Below are 17,260 nucleotides of genomic sequence, written 5' to 3' on the forward strand. Positions count from 1 at the left end.
CAATGAATCATTTACACATAATTATTTAAACACTCGATATCCCATTGCACCTGCGCCAATAATGCCATACTTCATAATAACCACTCCTTAAATTATGTATTTGTTTGTCTGATCTACTATGCATTTTCTACGACAACGAAAAACGCCCTCTGGTCTCAAAGACCAAAGGACGTTTTTCACGTGGTACCACCTTTTTTCAAATCAGTCTCGCAACTGATTCCTCCAACGTACGGCAGACTCGCTCTGCGATACGCGGCACGATAATGGGTGCACCAGTTCACCTCGAAAAGTGAAGTTGTTCAACGCAATCTTTCTCATCGTAGTTTTAGTATCTTTTCACCGTACCGATACTCTCTAAGTAAAGCTATGACGTTACTCCATTGGGTTAGTCAAGTTGTCGTATTTGAAATGTTGCATGTAGCATAACCCCGAAGATGAGAAACTGTCAACTAATTTTAATAAATTAATTTTACTGGGGATCCTCCGAATGACTAGAAAGCGACTGGGGCAGTAAGGCACTCGGCCTGGCAATATTTTTTAAAATAAACTTGTGCGCTCGATTGCCATCACACTGAAAATAACCGCCGATAACGCTATCGGAAACCCCCAATTTAACAAACCATAACGTAGATAACGGCATGTTTCCCAAGCTTTCAACCGCACTTTGTGAATGAAATTGGTTGACAGCTAACAGTTATTAGGTATTTAATGGACATGTCCACAAAAGGAGGACGATTAGATGCCGCTTTACTCATTAAGCAAATTCATTGCTGGTATTTACCGGCATTCAAAAACTGAATTTAACCAACAGATTGCAGGTTTAGATGTTCGCGCCACTCAGAGTGACTTGTTGCTATTCATTTACGATAATCCGAACCTGGTTCAACGTGAAATTGCGACTGAAATGGTTATTGACCCGAGTTTATTAGCGCGTGATCTGCGTAAGCTCTCCCAGCAAAAACTCGTGACACGAACCAGTGATACGACTGATAAACGAGTCAACCGCATTAATCTCACACCGGCAGGCATTCGGGCCGCAGAGCGCTTGAAGCACACCATGATCAGCTGGTGGGACTCATTTTTCACACAGCATCCAGAGATCGACCAAACGGCCTTTTCAGATCAGTTGCAGAAGGTCTATGAAGCCCTTCAAAATACTAAGAACTAAATCCATTCAATTCAAAGGAGTCTTTTCGTGCGTGCAATAGTGAAACATTTTCTACTCTTATTTTTTGGGATCACCTTTATGTCAGCTGGCGTTGGGTTGTCACGGTTAGCGCAATTAGGGACGTCACCAATTTCCAGTATTCCCAATGTCACCAGTATCATCACGGGCTTTACGTTAGGCCAGTTGACAATTGTGTTCATGATCTTACTGATCGTACTCGAAGCCTTCATTTTACGCCGACAATTTTCATGGCAGAACATCCTGCAACTCATTCCGGGCATCGTATTTGGCTTCTTCATCGATGGGTTCGTTAAATTATTCAGTTTTCTGCCGATGACCACTTACTGGTGGCAGCTTTTCTTCACCGCCATTAGTATTCTGCTCCTATCCTTTGGGGTGTATCTGGAAGTCAACTCGCAGGCAATCATCATGTCTGGCGAAGGACTCACCGCCGCAATTAGTCTCGTCACGCACACGCCATTTCCAACAATCAAGGTGCGCCAAGACATTACGATGATGCTCATAGCAGCGGTCTTAGCACTGATCTTCCGTCACTCCCTGTCTGGTATCCGTGAAGGAACTGCGATTACGGCTATTTTGACAGGGCGATTCGTTAGTTTCTATACCAACAAAATGCCACGCTTTACAGCTTGGATGACGAAACCGGACCATCCTGAAGAGGATAAGGAATCGGTTGCGGAACAGCATTCGTAGAGAGTGGAGGAAAGCGTTCAGAAGGTGGAGCACAAAAGGACTCTGATAAGAATTCCTGGGCTTGGAATTTTTGCCAGAGTCCTTTTGTGTGCAACCTTTTGCTTTCTGCAACTCGTTTCGGCCAAGCTGCCAAGCAACCACCAAAATGTTTCACGTGAAACACTTAATTACCAAAAGTATTTGACTCATCAATCAAAATGTTAGAACAAAGTCTCACTTTCACGCTTTCATTTTTGCGACGAAATGCAACACAGTGTCTCATTTATAAAAACAAATCATGAAATATCGTGTGAATACGATAAAAATCAAGAAAAAATTTCTTATCGTTCAAATAAAAATGAGCACCGATAAACACCGGTATAACAGGCATCCGTAGCTGTTATCACTTTACTTGTCAAAAGCCTTTACCAAATCTTTAACAACTTTATCAAAAAATTCATACTTTTATCATATTTTTTCTTTATTACATAGATATAGTCAATTACCAAGATAGTTGACTACCCCTTAAAATAGATAGCGATGTTTTCATGTTTTTTCTCCCCCTAAACAGTGAAAACTAAAAAATAGCGTTATCCACTCCCCCCTAGACCCACCGTCCCCTAACGGTGGGTCTTTTTTGTAGAGTGCAGAACCAGGGGCGGTTAAGGAGTGGAGCCTAGGGGACTTTATCCATGAAAGCCCGGGCCTGGCTTTCATGGGCGAAGTCCCCTAGGTGCAACTCCTTGCCCCGTGTCGCACGTTTCGGCTCGAGGACAGCAGCGCGCAAATGACATCGGAACCCTTGTAGTCTCTAATTCAAAATAACCATACCAACCACTCAACATCCCGAACGACTGACATTTTCTACTGTTTGATAACCCCCTACTTTCCAACACCGAACCCCAAATCAGGTCAATCATTTATCTAATCTGATACATAAGTATAGAAAAACCGAGCATGATTTAAATCATGCTCGGTTTGTTTTGCGTAGATTATTGTATTGTGGGAAGTGATTGTGGGTCTTTTTTAATGAGTGATGGTGGCAGCTACTTTCTATTAGCCTCGAGCTGAAACGTGTTCCAGAAGGCAAGGAGTTGCACCTAAGCAACTTCCGGCACAAAATCCAAACCAGTATGATTGCTACGAATTGCTACTGGCAGCCACCTTCTATTAGCCTTGAGCTGAAACGTGTTCCAGAAGGCAGGGGGCTACTGCAGAAGCAACTTCGACCAAAAAAGGCAAGGAACAGCCTTTTTCGGTCAAAGTTACTTCTGCTCCGCCCCCTAACCGCCTTCTTCCACACTCTACCCTTCTGGCGTATAAGCACCGAAGAGAACTTATTAAACGACTTCACAAACAACAGCTTCACCGTCCCACGTGGACCCGAACGGTTTTTTTCGATAATGACTTCAACTTCACCCACATCTTGGGTCTCGTCATCTTGTCCGCCGCCGTCGTTATCATCATCGTCATCGCCGTCCCGCTCGTAATAGTCATCACGATACAGGAACGACACGATGTCCGCATCTTGTTCAATTGATCCTGATTCACGAATATCTGACAGCACAGGTCGTTTATCCTGCCGTTGTTCAACACCACGAGACAGTTGTGACAGCGCGATAACCGGCACGTGTAATTCCTTGGCCAGTTTCTTTAACTGCCGGGAAATTGCAGAAACTTCCTGTTGCCGGTTTTCAGCACCGGAACTTTCGATCAGTTGCAGATAATCGACCACAACTAACCCTAAGTTTCCGTTTTGCTCCTTATCCAATCGCCGACATTTTGCCCGAATTTCAGACATCTTAATACCAGCCGTATCATCGATAAAGATCTTCGCTTTGGATAAACTACCCATTGCCACGATCAAATTTTGCCACTCATTTTCTTCTAGTTGTCCAGTCCGCAAATGGTTGGCGTTGATACTGCCTTCCGCACAAAGCATCCGGCTGACCAATGACTCAGCACTCATTTCCAAACTGAAAATAGCAACTGCTTTATCCGTCTTCGTTCCAACGTTTTGCGCAATGTTTAACGCAAACGCGGTCTTCCCAACGGCTGGCCGGGCAGCTAGGATCATTAATTCATCTTCATGCAACCCGGTGGTCATGTCGTCCAGGTCCTTATACCCAGTAGACAGACCCGTAACGGTATCCCCCTGCTGAGAGAGCTTATCGATCTCTTCAAAGGTGTTGTTCAGCACGTCCTTAATGATCTTAAAGCCGGCCTGACTACGCGCCTCAGAGACGTTCATAATGGCTTGTTCGGCACCATCGATGATATCATCCACGGACTCATCTTCAGCATACCCATCCGTAACGATCTTCGTTGCCGTCTGAATCAGCCGACGCAGCGTGGCTTTTTCACCGATGATCTTTGCGTAGTACCCAACGTTAGACGCCGTTGGCACAGACGAAGCCAACTCGGCAATATAGGTCATGCCGCCAACGTCTTCAAGCTGATTCTGCCGTTTTAACTCATCGGAAACGGTCACGGCATCAATGGCCTCATCCCGGTCATTTAAATCTACCATGACCTGAAAGATCAGCTGGTGCGCACGCCGATAAAAGTCGTCTGCCTGGACTAATTCCATAGCGTCGACTAAGGCATCACCATTTAAAAAGATCGCCCCGAGAACAGCTTTTTCAGCCTCGATATTTTGTGGTGGTGTTTGATCACGTAACCCTTCACTCATTTGAATTCACCTGATTTCCTTTGGGGAAGAGTGTGGAAGGAGGCGGTTAAGGGGCGGAGCATAAGCGACTTTCGACAGAAAATCCCGGTCTTGGATTTTGTGTCGGAAGTTGCTTATGCAGTAGCCCCTTGCCTCCTGGAACACGTTTAGGCTACGTGGCCGAAACGTGTTCCGCAAGCCAGGGGGCTACTGTGTAAGCAACTCTGGTCAAAAAAGTCAGAACCAGACTTTTCTGCCCAGGGTTACTTACACTCCGCCCCCCTAACCGGCTTGCTCCACACTCTACTACTAAACGGGGCCACGACAACCAACCATAGGCTTTGCCGTCGACCCCGTCAATGAAACACAAACTTTCTCTATTTGGACTAACCGTTTTGGTGCATCCCACCGGTAACGCTACTTTTCGTCAACGTGCACCCGAATGGTTCCTGTTACATCTTTGTACAGCTTAACCGGCACGTTAATGTACCCAAGCATCTTAATTGGTTCTTTCATCTCAAGCTTGTGCTTGTTGATGGTGATGCCAAATTGCTTGTCGAGGGCTTGGATCAATTGCTTGCTGGAGATGGCACCGAACAAACGACCATCCGTTCCAGCCTTAGCTGTCAGTTGAACAACAGTCTTCTTGTCTTCCAAAACGGCCTTCAGTTTCACGGCTTCTTCACGGTCTTCTTCTTCGCGCTTTTCTTCGGCACGTTGCTGACCCTTTAATTGGCTCATGGCTGCTGAAGTGGCGGCTTTGGCCTTGTTTTGCTTAATTAAAAAGTTTTGGGCATAGCGTCTGGCATGTCTTTGACTTCACCGCGTTTACCTTTACCGCGGACGTCTTGTAAAAAGATAACTTTCACAGGTAAGTCCTCCTTTTAAGGACGGTCTATTTGACCGCCTCATATCGCCCAAATTGGGCCTCATTAAATACTCTATCATAAATCCTAACTAAAGAGAACCTACTCCTTTTCGGGAGTCGGTTCTTCTTCGTCTTCGCCGTTTAAAATGGCGACTAATTGCTGTTTAACATCACTGACGGTACTGTCTGAAATCTGTGTCGCACCGCTGGATAGGTGACCGCCGCCGCCCATCTTTTCCATAATAATTTGAACGTTCAGCTGACCCGTGCTTCGAGCAGAAATCCCGATTCGGCCGTCATCACGTTTTGTAATGACAAACGACGCATCGATGCCCGACATGTTTAACAATGAATCCGCTGCTTGGGCAGCCGTCACGGAATCATAGATTTGGTCTTCTTCACCGGTAACCACTGCGAGGTCGCCATTGATAAATTCAACCAGCTCGATCAAGTGATTCCGTTGCAGATAACTGTCCACGTTTTCCTTCATAAACTGCTGCATTTGAACCAGGTCGGCACCGGCTGACCGTAAATAACTGGCCGCGTCAAACGTCCGAGACCCCGTCCGCAATGAGAACGACTTCGTATCAATAAAGATCCCCGTCAACATTGCAGTGGCTTCGATCTTATTAACTGGTTCGCTTTCCTGTGACTGGTATTCAAACATTTCAGTAATCAACTCACACGTTGAGCTGGCGTAGGGCTCGATGTAGACCAACATTGGGTTTTCAGGGAACTCTTCACCCCGCCGGTGATGGTCGATGATCACAGTCCGGTTTTCCAGCCGCTCATACAGCTCAGGTGAGATGGACAGCGACGTCTTGGAGTGGTCGACCATGACCAGCATGGACTGCTTGGTCACCTTGTTGAGCGCCTCATCAGGCGTGATGATGGCGTCAGCGATCTCGGGATAATCCTTGGTAGCGACCATGAGCCGCTGGACATCCGAGTGAATTTTTTCCTGGTCTAAAACGATGTAGCATTCCTTGCCATTCATTTGCGCGATCCGGCGAATCCCCATGCAGGCCCCAATGGCGTCCATATCAGGCTGCTGATGTCCCTGAACAAAAATGGTATCAGCTTGCGACATCAATTCTTGCAGCGCTTGGGAAATCATCCGTGCCCGAACTCGTGTCCGTTTCTCCATCGGGTTAGTCTTGCCGCCATAGAACCGCGCTTCCTCGTCCTGCGCACGGACAACGACCTGGTCACCGCCTCGACCCAGTGCCAAGTCCAAATTGGACTGTGCCTGATCAGCAAGTTTGGCTAAGTCAGCGCCACCATACGCGATCCCCATACTGAGGGTCAGTGGGAAGTTTTGCTTGGAAGTGTTCTCCCGGATAGTGTCCAGAATGCTGAATTTATCCTCTTCAATGGCCGTCAGCGACTTGGCATAGAGAAAGACCAAGAAGTGATCGTCATCCAGATGTTTGAGGTACATGCCAAATTTTTGCGCCCAAACGGAGAGTTCGTTTGTCACGTAGTTTCGCAGGTTCGACACGTCCTGGTCAGTCATGGATTGCGTTATTTCGTCGTAGTTATCCAAAAAGACCTGCCCAATGGCCAGCCGTTCGTTGTCGTACCGCGATTGAATCTGCGCAAAGTGGGTCACTTCCATGAGGTAGACGGCCCGAACATCTTTTTGGACGAGAAACGAAAATTGCCGTTCCCGCCACGTCACTGTTTGGGCATGCTCATCCGACGCATGGGCTTCGATGAGTTGTTCCAGTTCAGGGTCAACGTCGTTTAACCGTCGACTCAGCACCGTCTCGTCGCCAAAATAGCGCTGCAGGTATGGGTTCACCCATTCAATGGCATCGTTGTCACCAAACATCATGACCCCGACCGGCATGTCGATCAGTGCCTCCTGTTCACCTCGATTGATTCGAAATGACAGGTCAGCGATATACCGGTTCATGTCGGCGCTGATCTCATTCATGGTATTAAACGCGAACACGGAACTGACGATAATCAGTACCAGGAACGCAACACCCAGGATCCACGAGAAGATGAAGGCCATCACAACGCCGATCAGGGACAAGCACATGATAAAGAGCGCCAAGCCGCGCAATCGTTTATTTCTTAAAAATTCGGGTAAGTTATCCCTTGAGAAAAAACCGTTCATTCTAAGTCCTCTGTTTTCATTCGCTAATAATAATAGCCTTATTTTAGCACAAACCCGCACTCATATAAATCTGACGGCTTCCATGGTCGTTCATGAAATTGGTGGTAATGGGTTTAACTAATGTGTTTTCTTGGTATTAGAGCCGTAACGTGGTTCAGAAAGCAGAAGGTTACATACAAGCCGACTCTGACACACCTCTAGGCCCGGGAATTTATGTCAGAGTTGGTCTTTCTTGGCATCATAGCCGTAACGTGTTCCGCAAGGCACGGGGCTAACGTGTAACGAACTCTGGACCGCCTTGCTCCCAATTTTTTGGCATCATAGCCGTAACGAGTTCCAGAAAGCAGAAGGTTGCACACAAGCCGACTCTGACATAAATTCCAGGACCGGGAATTTATGTCAGAGTCAACTTGTGCTCCACCTTCTAACCGCTTTCTTCCACTCTTCTCAAAAAAACACTTACGAAGCCGCCAATTTTCTGGTAGTGTAACCAATTGTGAAAAAGCATCCATTTTCAAGAAAGAGGTATTATTCATGGAACAACAAGCTACAATGAGTGCGTCACGGCCCCGGGTCGTGGTCAAGCACCCCGCTCTCGCCATGGCCAGTATGTTAATTGGCGCTTTCGTGGGGATGTTTAGTGAAACATCATTAAACATTGCCCTGCCAAAACTAATGGTCAGCCTGAGTATTTCGACCGCCACCGTTCAGTGGCTGGTCACCGGCTACATGTTAGTCATCGGAATTGTTTTACCGTTAAACAGTCTGATCACCAAGTGGTTTACTACCCGGCAAGTCGTTATCTTCGGATTATTGGACTTCTTAGTTGGCGCCGTTATCGCAGCGTTGGCACCAAGTTTTCCAATTCTATTATTCGGCCGGATGATTCAGGGTATCGCTACTGGCCTAATCTTGCCGCTGATGTTCACGGTTGCTATGCAGGTCTTTGCGCCGGCTAAACTTGGGGCAGCAATGGGCGCCTGTGCCATGGTCATCATGTTTGCACCAGCCATTGGCCCAACGCTGACCGGATTGATTTTAGCCAAACTTTCTTGGCATTGGATCTTCTGGGCCTTTGTCCCATTCCTGTTGATCGCACTAGTATTTGCACTGACATCACTGGAAAATGTTGGTAACATTAGTAAACCAAAAATCGATGTGCTTTCGATCCTAACCAGTGTCGTCGGGTTTGCCAGCATCGTGACCGCTGTCAGTTTCGCCAGCTCAAAAGGCTGGGGATCCCCACTTGTGTTAGGTCTGCTGCTATTTGGCATCATTGTCTTAGTCGTTTACGCTTACCGCCAAGTCCACATTGCCGAACCAATCTTGAACTTGAAGATCTTCGCTAATCCTGCTTTCCGAGCCGGCGCTTTGATGGTCATGCTTGACTTTGGCATCATCCTATCAGCTATGTACATTCTGCCAATGTACATGCAAAAGGGACTCCTGTTGCCCGTTGCAATGACCGGGATCATCATGTTGCCTGGTGGTATTGTAAATGCACTGGTCTCAGCTGTTTCAGGAAACTTATTTGATAATTTCGGTGCCAAATGGCTGACGCGGTTAGGGTTCCTGATTGCACTGATTGGTGCTATCATGCTGCTGACCACCAGTACACACACCGCTGTGGCCTTTGTAATTGCCGATCACGTCGTTTTAATGATTGGCTGTCCTCTGGCTATGTCACCAGCTCAAACACATGCTCTGAGTGCATTAAAGGGGCCTGCGTCTGGTGATGGCAGTACCATCATGAATACGTTGCAACAGATCATCGGTGCAATTTCAACCGCTTTAGCAACGAGTTTGCTGGGCATTGGTGAAGCCGCCAGTCACGCAAGCGCACAGGGTGCCTTCACGGCCGGTGTGCACATGGCCGTTTATCTGCCAGTTGTGCTGTCCGTAGTTGCGTTACTGATTGCCTTTACCACCCGATCATTTAAGAAATAAGATAACTAAATGACTACCCAGATCGAAGGCCGCTCAGAAATGAGCGGTCTTTTTAGTTGGTCTCTTTAGCCACATCGACCCACCCAGTGGGATGCGAATACTGTTCAAGTTCAGCTAACGATAACCGAATAGCGGCATTGGTATCGCCAGCAGCTGGATAAAGCGTGTCGTACTTTTTAAGCGACTCATCCAGATAAACTTTCACATCCGGGTTCAGTGCAAAGGGACAAACTCCGCCAACCGCGTGTCCGATTCGAGCTTCAACCTCATCGCGGTGGATCATGTTAGCCCGTTTGCCGAATGCGCGCTTAAATTTGCCGTTAGCGACGCGGGAAAGACCACTCGCAACAACTACGACGGCTTGCCCGTCAACGTCAAAGGCGAGCGTTTTTGCAATCTGATCAGGGTCGATGCCAAGGGTCGCAGCCGCTTCGGCAACCGTGGCCGTTGATTCATGGAAAACGTGAATCCGGTCAGAAAGGCCATAAGGTTCAAAATACTGTTCAACAGCTTCAAGTGACATAGCGTTACCTCCATTTCGTTGTCTTACATTCTATCATTTTATTTTAATATTTATAGCGTATTTTAATTTTATGTAAGATTCAAATTCTAAATCGTTTACATCTTGACACCACCCACCCAACATGCGATACTTACCCACGGTGCCAAACCATGGCAAGCAAAAACGATCGGCGCAGCAATGCGTTCAGAAGGTCGAGACGGCTTGCGACTACATAGCGTTAGAGTGCAGAGCAAACCGGTTAAAGACTGGAGCAGAAGGCGACTATGATACAAAATCCAAACCCAGGATTTTATATCATAGTCGCCTTCTGTGCAAGTCTTTGGTTTGTGGCGCACGTTTCGGCTAGATAACAGTAGAACACGCATGTTAATACGGTTTTATGAGTAAGAAGTCCGAAAAGTATATCTAAAAAAGCCTGATCATATAAAATCAATTTGATTTTGTATGGTCAGGCTTTATATATCCTTATTCTGCAACGAACACAACAGTAGTATGAAAAACTAATTTTGGCTAGTCATTTCTGTGCTAAGTGGTCGGTCTTATTTTTGATGTTATTCAGTAAAAAGTCCCTGTCACTCCTTGCCCTCTACTGTCCTCAAGCCGAAACGTGCGACACGGGGCAAAGGGTTGCACCTAGCGGACTTCGGTCACAAATTCCAAGTTCGGGAATTTATGACCAAAGTCCACTAGGCTCCACCCTTTAACCGCCCCTGGTTCTGCACTCTAAAAGGGACCCCCAACCGTCTCCAGTCAGTGGTCCCTTCCTTTTTGCAATTAGTCTTCGGCAACGAAAGGCATTAAGCCCATGATGCGTGAACGCTTGATTGCGATTGTTAACTTACGTTGGTTCTTGGCACTAGTACCAGTAACCCGACGTGGCAAAATCTTGCCCCGTTCTGAAACAAAACGCTTCAGTAAGTCAGTATCTTTGTAATCGATGTATTCGATGTGGTTGGCAGCGATGAAGTCGACCTTACGACGACGACGTCCGCCTCTTCTTTGTTGAGCCATGTTATTCCCTCCTATTCAGATCCGTTTAGAACGGCAAATCATCATCGGAAATATCAATGCTGTCGCCGTTATTTGCAAACGGGTCAGCCTGATTTTGTCCGCTGTTTTGATTGTTGTTAGCCGCACCATTGGTGTTTGGATCACCAAACGGATTGTTGTTCTGAGGAGCACTATTATTACCAGCAGGCGCACTGTTGTAGTTATTGCTACCGCCGTTTTGGTTGTTGTTATAACTGCCGGAATTACCGTTACTGTTATTATTCGCTGAACGCGGTTCTAACAGTGCAAAGTTATCAACGACCACTTCGGTAACGTAAACACGCTGACCTTGTTGGTTTTCGTAGTTTCTGGTTTGAATTCGGCCGTCGATTCCAACTAACGCACCCTTGTGGGTAAAGTTAGCGAAATTTTCAGCAGATTTCCGCCAGATCACACAGTTGATGAAATCTGCTTCACGCTCGTTGTTTTGATTGGTAAATTGCCGATCAACAGCCAACGTAAAGTTTCCAACTGCCGCCCCACTTGGGGTGTACCGTAAATCAACATCTCTTGTCAAGCGTCCAGTTAGCAATGCTCGGTTGATCATAGGAATTGCTCCTCTCTATCTAGTTATAGTTGAATGTCTAAATTAGTCTTCGCGTTTGACGATCATGTGACGTAAGATATCGTCGCTGATCTTTGAAAGACGGTCGAATTCGTTTAAAGCTGCGTCGTCGTTGGCGTTCAAGTTAACGATGTGGTATACACCTTCACTGTAGCCGCCGATTTCGTAAGCGAAACGAAGCTTCTTCCAGTCTTTTGAATCAATCAATTCTGCACCATTGTCGGTCAGAACCTTGTCGAAACGGTCAACTAAGGCAGTCTTAGCTGCGTCGTCAAGGTCTGGGCGAATGATGTAAGTAATTTCATACTTCATGAAATTTGCACCTCCTTATGGACTTCAGGCCCTCTTCAGTTAGATTTAAGAGAGCAAGGAGAGTTATCCGAGAATGGATTACTCACAAAATAGTATTTTAGCAAATTTTCAGCTAAGATGCAACGCTTATTTAGACAAGAGATGTCGTATACCCTATATATACGAAATCAAAACGAGCGGTGTTTTTTTCTTTTTTGACTTTTTAAAAAAATAAAACTGACGCTTTAATTGCAGCGTTAACTCCGCCAACACTGGCCAGTAATAGTGCGTCGTTCAGCTGCTGGATCAAGCCACGAGCTCACAGTCCAATAATAGAACGGCCATTCAATTATCATTTTCTATCCTCTTGCCACTCTAACCACAAAAAAACGTCACCAGATCTTCATCCAGCAACGTTTCTTGTTTTAGTGTTTAGTCATCGTCATCCGTATCATCCGGATTACCCAGCATCCCTGAATCAGAGTCGTTGTCGGCATCACTATCATTTGTGGTGTCGTCATCGTCTTCTGCATCAGCAGCGTTTAGTAACCGGTCTAATGACGTGTCAGTCCCAGTAGTGGTTTCATTGGTGATCACTGGTGCATCACCATCTGAACCGCCATCATCCGTTGGTGTAACATCCTGCGCGTCATCACCATCGTCTGGGTCTTCCTTTTCAACAACAGCCATCGTAGCGACCTTGGAATCGTCATCCAGACGAATCAAGTGAACCCCTAAGGTTGCCCGACCCGTTTGTGAGACGTTTTCAACGCCGAACCGGATCATAACACCCTTATCAGTGATCAACATGATGTCTTCCTCACCGTTAACGCTAGTCAGACCAGCCAGTGGGCCGTTCTTTTCAGTGATGTTAATGGTCTTGATACCCTTACCACCACGGCCTTTAATGGCGTATTCATCGGCTGGGGTCTGTTTGCCATACCCCTTTTCGGAAATCACAAACACGTTGCTGGTTGGGCCAAGAATGGCGGAACCGACCACGTAATCATCATCCCGAAGACGAACCCCACGGACACCGGTAGCGGAACGGCCCATGGACCGTACGTCACTTGCTTGGAAGCTAACGGCATATCCGGAGTGCGTCCCAATGATCATGTTCTGGTCAGCGTCCACGATAGACACGTTGATCAGCTCATCGTCATCTTTCAAGTTCAAGGCTTTCAGACCATTGCTGCGAATGTTAGAGAATTCGTCGACAGGAGTTCGTTTAACCGTTCCTTTCAACGTGGTGAAGAACAGATACTTCTCTTGATCACCAGCAGCATCCGAGACATTGATCACCGCTTGAATGCTCTCCTTCGAGTCGACATTCAGCAGGTTAATGATCGGAATCCCCTTTGCGGAACGCCCATATTCAGGAATTTCGTACCCCTTCATCCGGTAAACCTTACCCGCGTTGGTAAAGAATAACAGGACGTCATGGGTCGAAGTGGAAATCAGGTGTTCGATGAAGTCATCATCATGGATGCCCATTCCCTGAATCCCACGACCGCCACGGTTTTGCGCCTTAAATTCGGTCGTTGGCAAGCGTTTGATGTACCCGTTATGGGTGAGGGAAACCATGACGTTTTCCTCTTCGATCAAGTCTTCGTCTTCGAGGCTCAGCACTTCACCAACCATCAATTCAGTCCGCCGATCATCGCCGAACTTCTCTTGAATTTCCAAGAGCTCTTCGTAAATGATCTGGTTTTGCCGGTCGCGACTTGCCAAAATAGCTTTGTAGTCTGTGATCGACTTTTGTAATTCATCGTATTCGTGCTCAACCTTGTCACGTTCCAAACCGGTCAAACGAACGAGCCGCATATCCAAAATGGCCTGGGCTTGTTTATCTGACAGTGGGAACCGTGACATTAATTCGGTCTTAGCAACGTCGGCAGTCTGGGAACCACGGATGATCGAAATGATCTCATCAATGTGGTCCAGGGCAATCTTTAACCCTTCCAGAATGTGCGCCCGCGCTTCCGCCTTCTTTAATTCGAAGGCGGTCCGCCGTTGAATGACTTCCAACTGGTGCGCCAAGTAGTACTGCAGGATTTCTTTCAAACTGAGCACTTTAGGTGAACCGGCAACGATGGCCAGCATGTTGAACCCAAACGACGTCTGCATCAATGTCATCTTGTACAGGTTGTTTAAAATAACCTCAGCACTAGCATCGCGGCGAACGTCCACCACGATCCGCATCCCTTCACGGTCAGACTCATCGTTAACATCCGTGATGCCTTCGATTCGCTTGTCACGGGCTAAATCAGCGATCCGTTCGATCAGCTTAGCCTTGTTGACCATGTATGGAATTTCGGTTGCAACGATACGTTGCTTACCGCTCTTATCAGATTCAATTTCAACTTTAGCGCGTAGGGTAATGGTCCCCTTACCCGTTTCATAGGCTTTCCGGATACCGGATTTACCCATGACCACGCCACCGGTAGGAAAATCGGGGCCTGGCAAAGCTTCCATCAGATCAGCGGTCGTTGCATCCGGATTCTTCATCAGGATGTGAATGGCGCTGATGACTTCCGCCAAGTTGTGCGGTGGAATGTTGGTTGCCATCCCAACGGCGATTCCTGAAGCTCCGTTAACTAAGAGGTTTGGGAACCGTGCCGGTAACACCGTTGGTTCCTTTTCGGTATCGTCATAGTTGGGTTGGTAATCGATGGTATCTTTGTTGATATCACGCAGCATTTCCAACGCAATTTTGCTTAAACGGGCTTCGGTATACCGCATGGCAGCGGCACCGTCACCATCGACGGACCCAAAGTTCCCATGACCGTCAACAAGGGGGTAACGGTAACTAAAGTCTTGGGCCATCCGGACCATAGACTCGTAAACCGCACTATCACCATGGGGGTGATACTTCCCCAAAACGTCCCCAACGATTCTGGCCGACTTCTTGTACGGCTTGTCTGGGGTAACACCCAGTTCGTGCATATCGTACAGGATCCGTCGGTGAACGGGTTTCAACCCATCCCGAACGTCAGGCAACGCCCGCGCCACGATAACACTCATGGCATAATCTAGAAATGATGTTCGCATGGTTTTCGCCAAGTCAACATCTTGAATTCGATTTGGTAAATCTTGATCAGCCAAATCAGTAACCTCCAATCAATGAGGCCGCGACATGATGTCTGAACCTCTGGCTTGTCCGTTTCTACGTTGTTTTACTTTGTTTATTGAGTTAATGGCATCTAAGTAACTTTCGACATAAAATCCAAAATTAGGATTTTATAAGCTACAAATCGCTACCTGCAAGCGGCTTTCTATTAGCCTTGAGCTGAAACGTGTTCCAGAAGGCAAGGAGTTGCACCTAAGCAACTTCCGGCACAAAATCCAAAACCGGGATTTTCTGTCGAAAGTTACTTATGCTCCGCCCCTTAACCGCCTTCTTCCACACTCTAGGCATCTAGGTTTTCTACATACTTCGCATTCTGCTCAATAAATTCACGCCGGGGTTCGACCTTATCGCCCATCAGTGTGGTGAACGCGTCGTTAGAATCCATGGCGTCGCTGGCATCAACTCGGAGCAACCGACGATTTTCTGGATCCATGGTCGTTTCCCAGAGTTGTTCAGCGTCCATTTCACCAAGCCCTTTGTACCGTTGGATAGCTGGTTTTGGTGACGGTGGCAGCTGGCCGACGAAGTCTTTTAATTCTTCATCGGAATCGATGTAACGGTGCATCTTCCCTTGGCGAACCTGGTACAGCGGCGGCTGAGCAATGTAAACGTAGCCTGCTTCAAGCAGTGGCCGCATGTACCGGTAGATCAAGGTTAACAACAACGTCCGAATATGGGCGCCATCGACATCGGCATCGGTCATGATGATCAGTTTGTGGTAGTTTGCCTTGCTGACATCGAAATCTTCGCCAAACCCAGTGCCCATCGCTGTAAACAGTGACCGGATTTCTTCGTTGGCTAAGATGCGATCCATGCTGGCCTTTTCAACGTTTAAGATCTTCCCACGAATTGGTAGGATGGCTTGGGTCAACCGTGACCGACCTTGCTTAGCAGAACCGCCGGCGGAATCCCCTTCGACGATGAACAATTCAGAAATTGCTGGATCTTTACTGGTGTTATCAGCTAACTTACCAGGCAGGTTACTGATTTCAAGGCCGCTCTTCTTTCGAGTAACTTCACGCGCCCGCTTAGCTGCACCCCGCGCCTTAGAAGCCAGCATCCCCTTATCAACGATCTTCTTAGCTTCATCAGGGTTTTCCATCAGGAACTTCGAGAAACGTTCGCTAAACAGGTGGTCAGTGGCCGTCCGGGCATCCGAGTTCCCAAGTTTCGTCTTCGTTTGACCCTCAAATTGTGGGTCCGGATGTTTAACTGAGACAACGGCGGTCAAGCCTTCACGGACATCTTCCCCGCTCAGGTTATCCTCGTTGTCCTTCATGAGATTGTTCTTGCGCGCATAGTCGTTGATGATCCGCGTCAAAGCACGTTTGAACCCTTCTTCATGCGTCCCACCTTCGTAGGTGTGGATGTTGTTGGTAAACGTCAACAGGTTTGAGTGGTAGTCGTCGGTATACTGCAACGCAACTTCAACCGTGATGCCCTTTTCTTCACCTTCAACATAGATTGGTTCAGGGAAAATGACATCCTTGTTTTTATTTAAATATTCAACGTAATGACGGATCCCGCCTTCGTACATAAAGGATTGTTCAGTTGGCTCGTCAGGCCGCTCATCACGGATAGTAATGCGCAGACCCTTGTTTAAGAAAGCCAGCTCGCGGATCCGGGTGGTCAGGATCTTAATGTCGTACGTAGTGGTTTCCCGGAAAATATCTGGGTCCGGCAAGAAGTGCACCGTGGTCCCGCGAATGTTTTCTGGTAACCCTTCGTCAATGACCTTCATTGGGGTCTTAACGTGGCCGTACGCAAAGTCCATGTAGTACCGCTTGCCGTCCCGAACGACCTTAACGTCCAGTTCGGAGGACAGCGCGTTCACAACGGATGCCCCCACACCATGCAGCCCACCGGAAACTTTGTACCCGCCGCCGCCGAACTTACCACCGGCATGCAGGATCGTAAAGACGGTTTCCAGAGCGGATTTCCCCGTCTTCTTTTGCGTGTCAACCGGGATCCCACGACCGTTATCAACAACGGTAATACTGTTGTCCTTTTCAACGGTCACATGGATGGCATCGGCGAAACCTGCCAGAGCTTCATCGATCCCGTTATCCACGATTTCCCAGACCAAGTGGTGCAGCCCTTGTGAGCTCGTCGTCCCAATGTACATCCCGGGCCGTTTCCGAACCGCTTCAAGTCCTTCCAACACTTGGATCTGGCTGGCATCGTATTCGCGTGCCTTTTCCTGCTTGCTTTCTTCCTTATCAGCCAAGT

11 protein-coding genes and 1 pseudogene are annotated in these 17,260 nt (G+C 47.5%); 3 read left to right on the forward strand and 9 right to left on the reverse strand.

Translation table 11 applies throughout. The annotated features are described in order from the left end of the window. Nucleotides 1–739: 739 nt before the first annotated feature. Both JCM11969_RS09190 and JCM11969_RS09195 read left to right on the forward strand, forming a co-directional pair. Entirely contained in the window at nt 740–1,168 is a 429-nt protein-coding gene (locus tag JCM11969_RS09190; protein ID WP_054710706.1) for a MarR family winged helix-turn-helix transcriptional regulator, read from the forward strand. Between the two features lie 27 nt (nt 1,169–1,195). Beyond that, nucleotides 1,196–1,882 carry a YczE/YyaS/YitT family protein gene (locus JCM11969_RS09195; protein WP_225353212.1) on the forward strand — a complete coding sequence of 229 codons (687 nt, stop codon included), beginning with the start codon at nt 1,196–1,198 and terminating at the stop codon, nt 1,880–1,882. Nucleotides 1,883–3,011: 1,129 nt separating this feature from the next. Here JCM11969_RS09195 and dnaB read toward each other — a convergent pair. The 3 genes and pseudogenes from dnaB to JCM11969_RS09210 form a co-directional block, all read right to left on the reverse strand. Next, the gene (gene dnaB / locus JCM11969_RS09200) at nt 3,012–4,553 is read right to left on the reverse strand and encodes a replicative DNA helicase (protein ID WP_082409251.1); all 1,542 of its coding nucleotides are present in this window, start codon (nt 4,551–4,553) and stop codon (nt 3,012–3,014) included. A 396-nt stretch (nt 4,554–4,949) separates the two neighbouring features. Further along, nucleotides 4,950–5,401, reverse strand: a pseudogene (gene rplI / locus JCM11969_RS09205) (50S ribosomal protein L9). Nucleotides 5,402–5,500: 99 nt separating this feature from the next. Further along, nucleotides 5,501–7,525 carry a DHH family phosphoesterase gene (locus tag JCM11969_RS09210; RefSeq protein WP_082409253.1) on the reverse strand — a complete coding sequence of 675 codons (2,025 nt, stop codon included), beginning with the start codon at nt 7,523–7,525 and terminating at the stop codon, nt 5,501–5,503. A gap of 534 nt (nt 7,526–8,059) precedes the next feature. Here JCM11969_RS09210 and JCM11969_RS09215 point away from each other — a divergent pair. Further along, a complete protein-coding gene (locus tag JCM11969_RS09215) occupies nt 8,060–9,472 on the forward strand; it encodes a DHA2 family efflux MFS transporter permease subunit (RefSeq protein WP_054710708.1) in 1,413 nt (470 codons plus the stop codon). Nucleotides 9,473–9,524: 52 nt separating this feature from the next. Here the strand turns inward: JCM11969_RS09215 and JCM11969_RS09220 are convergent, their stop codons facing one another. The 6 genes from JCM11969_RS09220 to gyrB all read right to left on the reverse strand — a co-directional run bounded on the left by JCM11969_RS09220 (nt 9,525) and on the right by gyrB (nt 17,258). Then, on the reverse strand, nt 9,525–9,995 hold the full coding sequence (locus JCM11969_RS09220) for a YbaK/EbsC family protein (protein WP_054710710.1): 471 nt from the start codon (nt 9,993–9,995) through the stop codon (nt 9,525–9,527). Nucleotides 9,996–10,769: 774 nt separating this feature from the next. Beyond that, the gene (gene rpsR / locus JCM11969_RS09225) at nt 10,770–11,006 is read right to left on the reverse strand and encodes a 30S ribosomal protein S18 (RefSeq protein WP_054710713.1); all 237 of its coding nucleotides are present in this window, start codon (nt 11,004–11,006) and stop codon (nt 10,770–10,772) included. Between the two features lie 25 nt (nt 11,007–11,031). After that, entirely contained in the window at nt 11,032–11,592 is a 561-nt protein-coding gene (ssb, locus tag JCM11969_RS09230) for a single-stranded DNA-binding protein (protein WP_054710715.1), read from the reverse strand. Between the two features lie 42 nt (nt 11,593–11,634). Next, nucleotides 11,635–11,922: a 30S ribosomal protein S6 gene (gene rpsF / locus JCM11969_RS09235; RefSeq protein ID WP_054710717.1), complete on the reverse strand. Its 288-nt coding sequence runs from the start codon at nt 11,920–11,922 to the stop codon at nt 11,635–11,637. 411 nt (nt 11,923–12,333) lie between these two features. Further along, nucleotides 12,334–15,006 carry a DNA gyrase subunit A gene (gyrA, locus tag JCM11969_RS09240; protein ID WP_082409254.1) on the reverse strand — a complete coding sequence of 891 codons (2,673 nt, stop codon included), beginning with the start codon at nt 15,004–15,006 and terminating at the stop codon, nt 12,334–12,336. A gap of 305 nt (nt 15,007–15,311) precedes the next feature. Continuing rightward, a complete protein-coding gene (gene gyrB / locus JCM11969_RS09245; protein ID WP_054710721.1) occupies nt 15,312–17,258 on the reverse strand; it encodes a DNA topoisomerase (ATP-hydrolyzing) subunit B in 1,947 nt (648 codons plus the stop codon). Nucleotides 17,259–17,260: the final 2 nt, after the last annotated feature.

Source organism: Secundilactobacillus paracollinoides DSM 15502 = JCM 11969 (assembly GCF_001311135.1).
Lineage (GTDB): Bacteria > Bacillota > Bacilli > Lactobacillales > Lactobacillaceae > Secundilactobacillus > Secundilactobacillus paracollinoides.